Here is a 12,725-nt window from a genome sequence, read left to right on the forward strand (position 1 = left end):
TGCGTGCGTTCCGGGCCGAGAAGCAGGAGCACTGGTTCGCCGGGATCGAGAGCGCGTTCACGACCTTCGGCGGCGTGCCGGAGGAGGTTCTGATGGACAATCCGCGCGCGCTCGTCGTGCGCCACGACGCGGCGAGCCGGTCGGTTGAGTTCAACGACAAGCTCATCGCGTTCGCAAAGCATTGGGGCTTCCGTCCTCGCGCCTGCGCGCCGTATCGGGCGCGCACAAAGGGCAAGACCGAGAGCGGCGTCGGCTATGTGAAGAAGAACGCAATCGCGGGTCATTCCTTCACGAGCTGGGAGGCATTCGAGGCGCATCTCGCCAGGTGGGAGCGCGAGGTGGCAAACGCGCGTATCCACGGCAYGACCGGCGAGGCGCCGATGGTCCGCTTCGAGCGTGACGAGGCGCACCGTCTGAAGCCGCTCAGCGGGCGGCCGTCGTTCGGATTGTTGCGCGAACTGAGYCGCATCGTCGGCAACGATTGCGCCGTCGAGGTCGATACCAACAGCTACTCGGTGCCGTGGCGGTTGATCGGCGAGCGCGTCGCAGTGACGGTCGCGGCTGGCGAGGTGYRCATCCGTCATGGCATGYGCGAGGTTGCGGTCCACAGGCWATCGCAGGGCCGCCGTCTGCGGATCGTCGATTCCACCCACCTCGACGGGGTTGCCGGTCGCAATGGCGCTGTCTGCCGAGCGGAGATTGCGGCATCGGTGGTGCCGGCGTCGTCGCAAGCGCCCTCGTTGTTGCGTCCTCTTGCCGAATACGAAGCAGCGATCGGAGGGGGCTTCTGATGGCGCGCGCAAACAAAGCAACCGAAGCACCGATCGATCCGCTCGACGCTATGCTGATGCGATTGCAGCTCTTCGGCATCCGCGACCAGCTCGACAGCTTGCTCGACGAGGCGGCGCGCGCGAACCTATCGATGCGCGAGACGCTGATGCTGCTGTGCGAGCGTGAGATCGCGCGCAAGGATCACCGCCGCATCGAGATGGCGCTGAAGCTCGCACACTTCSCGGCCGTGAAGGAGCTTGCGGGCTTCGACTTCGAGGCACAGCCGTCGATCGATCCCAAGCAGATCCGCGACCTGGCCGCGTCCCGCTGGATCGCCAACGGGGAGAACGTGCTGCTGCTTGGCCCGCCGGGCGTCGGCAAGACGCACTTGGCGATCGCGCTCGGGCGAGAGGCGATCCTGGCCGGATATACAGCGCAGTTCACGACGGCGACGACGCTGGTCGCTGGCCTCGCCAAGGCGCAYGGCGAGCGGCGCCTAGACGAGAAACTGCTGGCGCTGTCGAAACCAAAGCTGCTGATCGTCGACGAGCTCGGCTACCTGCCGCTGGAGCCCGACGCGGCGCACCTGTTCTTCCAGCTGGTCAGCCGGYGCTATGAAACCGGCGCCATGCTGATCACGTCGAACCGCAGCGTAGCCGAATGGGGCACCGTGTTCGCCGATCCGGTGGTCGCGACCGCGATCCTCGACCGGCTCTTGCACCACAGCCACGTGCTGACCATCCGCGGCGACAGCTACCGGCTCCGCGCCAAGCGAAACAGCGGCCTCATCAGGCCGCCCGTCGGTGACAGGCCTCCGGTCGGCTCCGCCTCCCTTCGGCCCGTCACCGACGGAACTAACCTTCAACCGACATCATGAACCCGAAGGTGGGGGCAGTTCTTCATGACGCAAAGGGGGCAGTTCCGGATGGCGTTTGACACTGACCCTTTTATAGGCTTCCCACACCTCCCTTTTCGGAATGTCGAACGGCTTTGCTCTATCCATGAAGCTCCTCCCGTTTCCGGTTGGCTCCTGTCCAGAGCTGAACAACGCAACCCCTTCGCTCCAGCGTCATTACAACGCCTTCATCACTACTACGGGTTGCTCCGTCCCTGTGCCCCGCATCGGTACTTTCGTCCTCGCAGGGACCCCCTGCTTGGATTTTTCCCTTCGCATCGGGGCGACAGGTTCCCACGTTCCACCCAAGAGCCTGGCTCCGAGTCACGCCGCCTTCATGCCGGATGCCGTCTGGGCAGCAATCAGGCCATCCCCCAGACTGATCCCGGGGTAACGACTTCCCCCCGGTTTCGACATCATCCATACGCTTTCGACACGTCATCAGCGGTTCGCTTTCGCTCGTCTCTCTGAGCCCTACCTGACGGGATCACGTCCCGCCTTTTCCGCAACGCTCACCACCACGGCTTTTGACCGAAGCAGCTTGCGGTGGTTTGAAGCCTGCCCCTGACGGCCGGCTTCGAGGGACCTGCCCTCATCTCTTGTGCAGTTCCGCACCTCCATCGCTGTCAGTGCGTTCGTGGCACACAGTCGTCGCGTAGCGGCAAAAGCAGTGACCCCGTCGGGCCAGTTCCTTGTCGAGGTCGTCGAGCACGAGGTTACTTAGGAGGGGCGAGAGCGGACCCCCTTGCGGGGTCCCCTCGTCCACCGGACGGACCAAACCGTCCTCCATCACCCCCGCATTGAGGAATGCCCGGATGAGTTTGAGCACACGCTTGTCGGACACCCTTGCGGCGACGCGCGCCATCAGGCTGTCATGATTAACTCGATCGAAAAATCTTTCGAGATCGAGGTCAACCACATAGCTGTAGCCCTCGGCAATGTAGCATTGCGCTTGGGCTACTGCCTGATGGGCGGAGCGTCCCGGGCGGAAGCCGTAGCTGTGCTCGGAGAACGTCGGGTCCCACTGCTCCTGGAGAACCTGCAGCAGGGCTTGCTGGATCAGCCTGTCGACGACACAAGGCACGCCGAGTTTTCTGATCCCGCCGTCCGGCTTGGGGATTTCGACCCGCTTGACCGGTTGCGGCTGGTAGGTTCCCTTGAGCAATCGAGACCGGATGCTTGGCCACTGCTCACGCAGGTAGTCCTTGGCGTCGTCGATGGTCATCCCATCCACGCCCGGACTGCCCTTGTTGCTTCGAACGCGTTTCCACGCTGTTTCCAGATTCTCTCGGTTACACACCTTCTCCATTAGTTGTTCTGTCCAAGCCGGGCTTTCGGGTGTTGGCTTCGCCACGAGTTGGTTCGGCCCCTTGGTATCCGCTGACAGGGGCTTCACCCCGGTCCATCGGTTCCAGAGCCAGTGAATACTGGGTCTTCTGCCGCTTTCCACTCATGAGTTGCCAGTCCTACTTGCCACTTCCAATCGTTCGGGCCTTCGGTCATCGTTCCCGGCTCGGCCTATCCGTTTGCTCCGCCTTTCGGCCTTGGAGTGCCTCACTAGCCTTGCCGACGGCTTGACCTAATACGCCCTCTGCTGACTCCTGCGCCGCGGTCAGGTCACCTTGCGGTTCCCTCAGTTCCAAATTCGGAACATGACGCAGGCCTCCCCAGGTAAGTTCAATCGCCTTCCCCGCGCACCTGCCGGATCTACAGCCCTGCCCCTTGATGGATATGGACTTCGCGACTCGTTGCCCGCTCGTCCGGCCAGGGATGCCTCATATCCGGTTTCTGTTCGTCAGATCGCGGTTTTGCTCCACGCTTCCTTCAGACACCACCTCGCGGTGATACCCTTGCGCTTTGCTAAGCCTTCACCTCCATCAGGTTGGCTAGGGGACTTTCACCCCCAAGCGGTTGAACATGCTGGGCACACAACGAACCCGCTGACGCGGCATTTGGCGGGTCGGTTTGCGGTTGAGGCTTCTGTTTTGAAGGATTGCGGCTGTTGAAGCGCAATCTTGGAACAGGAGCACTGAGATGGCCGAGTTGAGCCCTCTTCGCCGGCGCATGATCGAAGATATGACGATCCGCAATCTGTCGCCGGCCACGCAACGATCCTACGTGCACGCGGTGGCGAAGTTTTCCCGCCATTTCGGCCGATCCCCTGACCGCCTTGGCCTTGAAGATGTCCGCGCCTTTCAGGTGCATCTGGTCTCGACCGGGATCTCGTGGCCGGCGCTGAACCAGACGGTGTGCGCGTTGCGGTTCTTCTACGGCGTGACGCTCGGCCATGCCGAGATTCCGGAACGGATCGTCTATGCCCGCTCGCCACGCACGCTGCCGGTGGTTCTCAGCGCCGACGAGGTCGTCCACTTCCTGGAGGCAGTGCCGAGCCTGAAGACGCGCACTGCGCTGACGACGGCCTACGCAGCGGGTCTTCGCGCCTCGGAGACCGTCGGGCTGAAGGTCGGCGATATCGACAGCGGCCGCGGCGTCATACTCGTTCGTCACGGCAAGGGCGGCAAGGACCGCACCGTGATGCTGTCGGCGCAGCTTCTTCGGATCCTGCGGGTCTACTGGCGACTGGCGAAGCCGCAGGGCTGGCTGTTTCCCGGCCGCGACCCCAATCGCCCCATCGACGTTCAGGTGCTGTATTCGGCCTGCCGCTCGGCGCGCGCCGCCGCCGGCATCGACAAGCGGGTGACGGTGCACACGCTCAGGCACTCCTTCGCCACGCATCTGCTCGAGAACGGCACCGATATCCGCATCATCCAGGTGCTGCTTGGCCACAACAATCTTTCCTCGACAGCACGCTACACCAAGGTCTCGAACGGCCTCATCCGGCGCACGACGAGCCCGCTCGACAGGCTGAACATTGAAGTGGTGCCGCCGGGCTGACCGGTTCCGCCCATGTCGGCGAGACTGGAGGTGGCGGATATCTTCCGCCGCCACGGCGAGGCGTATCGGCAGGTTCATGACGGCCATCTCGGACGTGTCGAGCGGCGTGTGATGAGCGCGATCGAGCTCTGCCGGACGGCCGCGCTCGGCGGCCATGTCGAGGGTTGCCGATCCTGCGGGGCGATCCGCGTGGCCTACAACTCCTGTCGCAACCGGCATTGCCCAAAATGCCAGGGACAGGCCTGCCGCGACTGGCTCGCCGCACGCGAGGCCGAACTCCTGCCGGTTCCCTACACGTCGTGTTCACGTTGCCGGCCGAGGTCGCCGCGATCACCTTCCAGAACAAGGCGGTGGTTTATGCCATCCTGTTCAGGACTGCGGCCGAGACGCTACGCACGATCGCCGCCGATTCCAAACATCTCGGCGCCGAGATCGGCCTCATCGCGGTGCTGCACAGCTGGGGGCAGAACCTGCACTACCATCCGCACATCCATTGCATCGTGCCGGGCGGTGGCGTCTCGCCCGACGGCTCGCGCTGGGTCTCCTGTCGGCCAGGGTTCTTCCTTCCGGTGCGCGTCCTGTCACGCCTGTTTCGCCAGCCTCATAGAAGGCACCACAGCCTGTCCGACGGCACCCGCCATCAAGATGCCGCCCCCCGTCGCAGCGTCCTTTGCCGTCATTGCATCCCGACGGCCCTTGATCATTCCGGCGAAGACTATCCCGGCCACAGCTCCGGGCTACAATCCCCATAGCGCCAGTCCTGCCCGCGACTCCGTTCAATCCGGCTTGCAATGAGGTCCGACAGCCAACCCGGCCGCTCCGTCGTGCCCGCGGACCTCACAGAAGCCTCCAGATTCCGGTAAGGGCTGATTCGTGATTCACTCCCGCCAGGAGGTGATTTGCGATGCCCAAGCCCTATACGCTCGATCTGCGTGAACGCGTAGTGCGGTTTGTAGAGGGCGGTCATTCGCGGCACGCGGCTGCGGCACATTTCGGGGTATCGGTGTCGTTCGTCGTTATCCTGATGAGGAACTACCATGCGACGGCAGCTTGGCGCCCAAGCGGAGTGGTGGGCGTCGCCATTCCAAGCTCGACCCGCATCGTGCGTTTCTGTCGGGCCGCGTGGCCGAGAAGGACGACATCACCATGCCTGAGCTGGCGGCCGAACTGGCCGCTGCTGCCGGCGTCGAGGTGGCTCCCGCCTCGATCTCGCGGTGGTTGATCAGGAATGGCTACAGCTTCAAAAAAACGCTTCTGGCCGGCGAGCAAGATCGTCCCGACATCAGCAAGGCGCGGCAAGAATGGCGCACCAAGCGCCAGCCCCGGATGCGAGTTGAGCCGCATAGGCTGGTATTCATCGATGAGACCGGAACCACGACCAAGATGACACGCCTGCGCGGGCGTTGCCGCAAGGGTCGACGGCTGCGCTCGAAGGCGCCGTTCGGACATTGGAAGACCCAGACCTTCATCGCCGGGCTACGCTGTCATGGGCTCACCGCACCGTCGTCGACGCCCCGATGAACCGGCGCATCTTCGAGACCTATGTCGTGACACAGCTTGCCCCGCTGGCAAAGGGCGATGTTGTCATCCTCGACAACCTCGCCGCCCACAACGCCCTTTGGAAGGCCATCGGCGACATCTGCAATCTGTTCTCCCCAACAGAATGCAGAAATTACTTCTCAGCCGCCGGATATGGACTCACATGAACGTCCGATGCTCTAGATATTACCTAGCAGATGCCGGATGATCATCTCTGACCTCCGATGCGGCAAGAGGCTGATGCATTGGACGGATTTGCCGGCAGAGGAACTTCGCAGCCAACTTCGGCGCCCATGGTCCGATTCAGGCGAAGACGACAGCTTACCTCATCTTGTGCTTCCGATAATGATCATGACAAATGTTTGAGGCAGATGAACTCTTCTATGCGGAGCCGACGATCATTTTCATGACGAATGCGGCATATTCGGATTCTTTGGCCCCTTGGATGCGGCCACTATCGTCACCCTCGGCTTGCATGCCCTGCAGCACCGGGGTCAGGAGGCGGCGGGCATTGTCCTCCTATGACGGCAGGCAGTTCCACGTCGAACGTCATGTCGGCCTGATCGGCGACACCTTTACCAAGCAGCCGGTCCTCGACCGGCTGAAGGGCACGCGCGCCATCGGCCACACCCGCTACGCCACCGCGGGCGGACCAGGGCTGAGCAACGTGGATCGTCTTACCCGAGGACAAGACCTGCTTGGCAAGCTCCGCTGCCCGCTCACAGCACGGCGGTGCTGGCTTCGAGATGTCTGTGGCAATTCTCTGCATTGGCTGTAATGCCCACGACGCACTTCGTGCGCAGCACATCGACGGCATTGGTGAGAAGCTCAAGCGAGTGCAGTATTTTGTGGGCGATCACCGGCTCCATCACGTTCAACTGCAGCTACCCTGCTTCGGAGGCAAGAGTGATCGTGAGATCGTAACCGATGATCTGGAAGGCGACCTGATTGACCACCTCCGGCACCACAGGGTTGACCTTTCCGGGCATGATAGAGGAGCCGAGCTGAAGGGCTGGCAAATTGATTTCGTTGAAGCCCCCACGCGGCCCGCTGGAAAGCAGCCGCAGATCGTTGCAGATCTTCGACAGTTTCGTGGCCGTCCGTTTCAGCATTCCCGAGAAGAGCACGAAAGCGCCGGTATCCCAGCAGGCTTTGATCAAATTACCGGCCGAGACGATGGGCAGGCCGGCAATCGCACGCAACTCCGCGACAGCTGCCGGCTGATAGTCGGGGTTCGTATTGATGCCCGTGCCAATCGCCGTGCCTCCGAGGTTGATTTCATGGAAGAAGCTGGCAATCTCACCGTGCCGGGCTACATCTTCCCGCAGCATCGGATGTTCATGTTGGTCGAGGTACCGGCACCGCCCTGAAATACATCGAGGGGGAATTCGCCAAGATGCATGCCTGTCGCGATTTCGTCGCAGACCTGACAGATTGATGTCTGCCTTCTGCTTGTCCAGATCGTCGAGCGCGGCGTTGGCGCGGGCCGCTGCCATTTTCACATAGGCAAGCGCCTTGATGAGGTTCGGGAAATGGCTGATCCGCATCCCCGAAATCGGGAAGTTGGCAATGCCCCGCGCCGTCCGCGGGCCGTAGTAGGCATCGACCGGAATGCCCACCGACCCGAGCGGATCTTTCTCAATGCGCTCGATTTGTGAACCTTTCGTCACGATGATTACCTCGTCATTTCACCGCCGCATCTGGTCGAAGGTGCGTGTCAGTTGAAGCTCCACGCCAGAATGAGAGTGAGCTCGCCCGGCTTCGAAAGTGGTTGCGGGGCGGAACTACCTGGGATGGGGGGCTTCCGCTTCCATAGCTGCGCACACCTATTGCTTTGCCCGATCCCCATTTGGATCGAAAAACGCCCGCAGAGATGCGTCTGCTTCGTAGAGCTTGCCGGCGATCTCGATTTCCCACCGACTGTTCTCGATCAAGTCCTTCGTGACACCGGCGGGATGGTTCACATAGCCCAGTCCGATTGAAGTTCCGATTGTAAAGCTCTTCACGCCAGAGGAAATATACCCGACGATCTTGCCGTCGCAGCGGATAAGCTCTTCATGGAAGAGAACCGGATTCGGATCGCGAAGCTTGAATGATACCAGTCGTTTTTTTAGCGGCCCGGCATTTTTCTGAGACGTCAACGCCTCTTTTCCGATAAATCCGCCTTGTTTATTCCAGTCAACTGTAAATCCAAGGCCAGCTTCAAGCAACGTGTCAACTGGTGTAAGGTCAAGCTGATATTCTCGGTAGGCACGCTCAGACCGCAGATGTTCAAGCGCGTGGTATCCTGCGGCTTTGAGGCCATACGCTCGGCCGGCCTCCCAAACAACGTCAAACACGTGCTGTGCCATCTCGGTTGGAATATGAAACTCCCAACCAAGCTCTCCGACGTAAGTCAGTCGATTGGCTATTACGCGAGCATACCCGATGTCAATTTCCTGACTGGTGGCGAATGGGAAGGCCGAGTTGGCCAGATCTGTATCCGTTACCAGGGATAGGATTTCGCGCGATCGCGGGCCTTGCAATGAAAGGACCGCGTACCCGGATGTCAGATCAGTTACCGTGACGTTCCATTCATCGGTAATATGCTTTGAAATCCATGCCTTATCCCTGGGATGGACGGTCGCTGAGGAGATAACTAGGAACTCCGTCTGCGACAAGCGGTTTACGGTGATATCCGTTTCTATCCCGGCCCTTTCATTGAGCATGTGGGTATACACCAGTTTCCCCACAGCAACATCTACATTGCCGGCGCAAAGCCACTGGAGGAAGCGGCAGGCGTCGCGACCCTGAACCAGATGTTTGCCGAAAGAGCTTTGGTCCAACAAGATAGCATCGTTGCGGGCAGCCTTGCACTCCTGACTGACATACTTGAACCAGTTCGGCTCGTCGTAGGAGTAGATGTTTTTGGTCGACTCCCCCTCGCCTGCGAACCACATGGGACGCTCCCATCCCATTCCTTCACCAAAGCTGGCTCCAAGCCTCGCCCACCGGTCGTGAAGCGCGCTTTTGCGAACCCCTCGGGATGTCTCAGGCTGGTAGGCTGGCCAGTGCATCTTGTAGTGAAGGCCCAGCACTTCGGCTGTGCGATCGTGCAAATATCGCTTGTTGACCTGGAAGGGATGAAATCGGGCGACATCAACGAAGCTGATGTCCATTTGAGGCTCGCCCGCGATGATCCACTCTGCCAGAGCTCGCCCGGCTCCTGCGCCGAATTCAATGCCCTCTGAGTTATAACCCGTAGAAACGTAAAGGTTTTTCAATCCAGGAACTTCACCGATCATGAACAGAAGGTCGGGGGTGAAACTTTCCGGACCGTTGAAAAATTTAGCAATGCCGGCGTTCGCGAGATCAGGGACAATTTCTATCGCCTTGGTCATCGGCAGTTCAAAGTGCTCCCAGTCTTCCGGAAGCTCGATGAAGGCGGTGTCCTTCGGAAGCTTCCCCATCGGCAAAGGTTTTCCCCAAGGCTCGAAGGCACCAACCAAGAGCTTTCCTGTATCTTCCTTAAGATACACATGCCCATCGGTGTCGCGCAGCACTGGCAAGGTGGGCGTCACGAAATCCATGGCTTCGGTCACTACATAAAAGTGCTCTGCCGCGTATATCGGAATTCGTGCCCCCAACTTCGACGCAAGTTCTCTGGTCCAAAGCCCACACGCAAGTACGAGAATTTCAGCTTCAACAACTCCGTCATTAGTCCGAACTTGGTAGTGCCCATCTGCTGTACACCAGAGGTCGGTCACTTCCGCTTTTTCGGCGATTTTTACGCCGTTTTTCTTGGCACCAAGTGCTAGCGCCATGCAAGTGTCAACAGGATTGGTTTGGCCGTCGCCCGGAATAAAGACTGCACCTTCGATGATCGAGGCGTTAAGCGCCGGATAGAGCTTTTTCGCCTCGCTCGGCGAGATAATATTGGCCTCAAGGCCAAAACTCTTGGCGATCGATGCGTTGCGAGCGGTTTCGTATAGGCGCTCTTTGGTTCTGGCGACCCCGAGCGTGCCATTTCGTTTGAATCCGGTAGCTTGCCCGGTCTCGGCCTCCAGAGCGGAGTAGAGTTCTGCATTATACTTTGCGATCTCCGTTAGCGCGTGGGTGCCACGCGTCTGCATGATCAAACCAGCAGCGTGCCAAGTTGTTCCGGACGTAAGGCTGTTGCGCTCCAGAAGCGCAACGTCCTTCTTACCGTTCTTTGCAAGGTGAAAGGCAATACTTGCTCCCGCAATGCCTCCACCAACTATGAGAATCTCGTGGTGGCGAGTGGGTACCTCATGAGGACGGAAGGGCGGATTCGTAATCATATGTATCCTTTTTCGGTTTCACTCGATGCAAGCGGCAAGGGGTCAACCTGTTTAGCCAGATTGAGCTTCTATGGCAGCGTTTCCGCGCATTTCCGGCCCACGATTCAGATATCGATTATTTTGGAACAGACTAAGGGGCGGAGCTCGCGGAGAGCCTGCTAATGGGACGCAAAAACGGTGCCATTCTGCATATTACTCAAGTTCAGCGCTGAATTATTGCGCCCGTGGGCGGCGCGGCGGCAATCAAACCCAGTATAATGCCTTGCACGGCATGTCCAATCGTATCCTGCACCTTCTTCCCGACTCGGTCCTCGACGCAGACGGTTGGGGACCACCCTCGCCGCTTGGCCGAGCCTCCGGAAGCTCTAGAACGAGCCGACCAGTCGGCGGATCTATTGAGGGTAGTAGCGACGCGGTCTTTGCAGATGGTACATTAGGTCCGCATTTGAATTTCGCTTGCTCTGCGTTGACGCGGTCTGGGTGCAGATCAGAAATGAAGGTCTCGTCCGCAATGGGCTATCAAATCCAGCCGGGCACCTTAACCGGCGGCGCCAAAGGAGGTGGAGCAACTGAGGAATGAAGGGGCGAGCAGACTGCCACATGAGCGGCTTAATACCAACACACCCAACGCGCTCGGATCATGTCCCGCGGGGTGGTGTAGCTGGCGGCATTGGTCGCCGCGCACTCCGGCATGGGCCGGGCTGATCAGCGCGCCACGGCTGGCAGGCTGATCAGGGGATCATCGCTCATCTGGCTGATCGTCTCAAGGGTCATATAGCGGGCTCGCTGGACGGCCCATTCATCATTCTGTTCGAGCAGCAGCGCCCCGACGAGGCGCACGATCGCATCGTCGTTCGGGAAGATTCCGACGACCTCGGTGCGTGGCTTGATCTCGCCGTTGAGATGCTCGATCGGATTCGTCGAGTGGAGCTTGGCGCGATGTTCCTTCGGGAAGGTCATATAGGCCAGCACGTCGGGCTCGGCGTCATCCATGATTGTCGCCAGCTTAGGGACCTTGGGCCGGATCTGATCAGCGACGGCGCGCCATTGGGTGCTCGCGGCCTCGGGCGTTTCCTGGGCGAAGGCGGTGGCGATGAAGGCCGAGACGACCCTGCGGCCGCTCTTGCCGGCGTGCGCCAGCACGTTCCTCATGAAGTGGACGCGGCATCTCTGCCAAGTGGCGCACAGCACCTTGGTGACGGCCGCCTTGAGACCTTCATGTGCGTCTGAGACGACGAGCTTGACGCCGCGCAGGCCGCGACGTGTCAGCTTGCGCAGGAACTCGGTCCAGATCGGCTCGGCCTCCGAGGCGCCGATCTCCATGCCAAGCACCTCGCGCCGGCCGTCTGCGTTGACGCCGACGGCGATGATGACGGCGACCGATACGATGCGCCCACCGCGGCGCACCTTTAGGTAAGTGGCATCGATCCACAAGTATGGCTAATCGCCCTCGATCGGCCGCTCGAGGAAGGCTTTCACCTTGCCGTCGATCTCCTCGCACAGCCGCGAGACCTGGCTCTTGGAGATGCCGCTCATGCCCATCGCCTTGACCAGGTCGTCAACCGACCGGGTCGAGATGCCTTGCACATAGGCTTCCTGGATGACGGCGGTCAGCGCCTTCTCGGCCATGCGGCGCGGTTGGAGGAAACCCGGGAAGTAGCTTCCCTTCCTGAGCTTCGGGATGCGCAGTTCGACCGTGCCGGCCCGCGTCTCCCAGTCCCGGTCGCGGTAGCCGTTGCGTTGAGCGAGCCGCAGCGGGGTCTTCTCGCCATAGCCGGCACCGGTGGCCGCGCCCACCTCCAACTCCATCAGCCGCTCGGCGGCAAAGCCGATCATCTCGCGCAGCAGATCGGCATCCGGGGTCTTCTCCACGAGCGTGCGCAGGTTCATCATGTCGTCGGTCATCGGTGGTCCTTCCGAAATGGGTTGGCGTCAACAACCAAACCCTACCGGAAAGCGCCGATGACCACCGACAGGCCGCTCACTCGCTACGGCGCTACTAACGGCGCGCTCGCGAGCGGCTTCATAACCCGCAGCTACACCACCTAATGGGACACGACCCGCGCTCCTCTTCAAGTGGAAGCTTCGACAGGCCGGGAAGAGCCGCCTTGCGCACAAATTCTCGACGGCCCGCCTGTCGAGCGCGACGACTGTCCCCGGCGACAAATATACCCATCTGTCCGTTAATCGGCCTTGGTCTGCGCAGAGGCAAATCAATGCGGTCTTCGACTCGCCGGCCCGTAGCGCTTGCTGGATAGGTGGACGGCGACGAACAGCGCGGGCGGCTCGCGTCTCCCAGGTTGCTCGGCGCCGCGCCTACTGCG

General features: G+C 60.8%; 7 protein-coding genes and 4 pseudogenes. 6 read left to right on the forward strand and 5 right to left on the reverse strand.

Annotated features, from left to right (window positions below; all coding sequences use genetic code 11):
• Positions 1-791: IS21 family transposase (locus LCM4577_RS17580; protein ID WP_071072556.1), on the forward strand; the 791-nt coding region annotated here is incomplete at its 5' end.
• Positions 791-1,648 (forward strand): IS21-like element helper ATPase IstB, encoded by an 858-nt coding sequence (istB, locus tag LCM4577_RS17585; protein ID WP_071072558.1) that lies wholly within the window; start codon positions 791-793, stop codon positions 1,646-1,648. The genes LCM4577_RS17580 and istB, both read left to right, overlap by 1 nt.
• A gap of 610 nt (positions 1,649-2,258) precedes the next feature.
• Here the strand turns inward: istB and ltrA are convergent.
• On the reverse strand, positions 2,259-2,975 hold the full coding sequence (gene ltrA / locus LCM4577_RS17590; protein ID WP_116390089.1) for a group II intron reverse transcriptase/maturase: 717 nt from the start codon (positions 2,973-2,975) through the stop codon (positions 2,259-2,261).
• 725 nt (positions 2,976-3,700) lie between these two features.
• Between ltrA and LCM4577_RS17595 the strand changes: the two genes are divergently transcribed.
• The 4 genes and pseudogenes from LCM4577_RS17595 to LCM4577_RS17610 form a co-directional block, all read left to right on the forward strand.
• On the forward strand, positions 3,701-4,561 hold the full coding sequence (locus LCM4577_RS17595; protein ID WP_071072560.1) for a site-specific integrase: 861 nt from the start codon (positions 3,701-3,703) through the stop codon (positions 4,559-4,561).
• A gap of 12 nt (positions 4,562-4,573) precedes the next feature.
• A pseudogene (locus LCM4577_RS17600) lies at positions 4,574-5,157 on the forward strand (transposase zinc-binding domain-containing protein); the annotation flags it as partial.
• 308 nt (positions 5,158-5,465) lie between these two features.
• A pseudogene (locus LCM4577_RS17605) lies at positions 5,466-6,267 on the forward strand (IS630 family transposase).
• Positions 6,268-6,520: 253 nt separating this feature from the next.
• Positions 6,521-6,770, forward strand: a pseudogene (locus LCM4577_RS17610) (amidophosphoribosyltransferase); the annotation flags it as partial.
• A gap of 49 nt (positions 6,771-6,819) precedes the next feature.
• Here LCM4577_RS17610 and LCM4577_RS17615 read toward each other — a convergent pair.
• The 4 genes and pseudogenes from LCM4577_RS17615 to LCM4577_RS17630 all read right to left on the reverse strand — a co-directional run bounded on the left by LCM4577_RS17615 (position 6,820) and on the right by LCM4577_RS17630 (position 12,306).
• Positions 6,820-6,978: a hypothetical protein gene (locus tag LCM4577_RS17615; protein ID WP_338012036.1), complete on the reverse strand. Its 159-nt coding sequence runs from the start codon at positions 6,976-6,978 to the stop codon at positions 6,820-6,822.
• A 6-nt stretch (positions 6,979-6,984) separates the two neighbouring features.
• A complete protein-coding gene (locus LCM4577_RS17620; RefSeq protein WP_071072562.1) occupies positions 6,985-7,770 on the reverse strand; it encodes a lyase family protein in 786 nt (261 codons plus the stop codon).
• Positions 7,771-7,926: 156 nt separating this feature from the next.
• Positions 7,927-10,401: an FAD-dependent oxidoreductase gene (locus LCM4577_RS17625; RefSeq protein ID WP_071072564.1), complete on the reverse strand. Its 2,475-nt coding sequence runs from the start codon at positions 10,399-10,401 to the stop codon at positions 7,927-7,929.
• 705 nt (positions 10,402-11,106) lie between these two features.
• A pseudogene (locus LCM4577_RS17630) lies at positions 11,107-12,306 on the reverse strand (IS256 family transposase).
• Positions 12,307-12,725 lie beyond the last annotated feature (419 nt).

This window comes from Mesorhizobium sp. LCM 4577 (assembly GCF_001854795.2).
Classification (GTDB): domain Bacteria; phylum Pseudomonadota; class Alphaproteobacteria; order Rhizobiales; family Rhizobiaceae; genus Mesorhizobium; species Mesorhizobium plurifarium.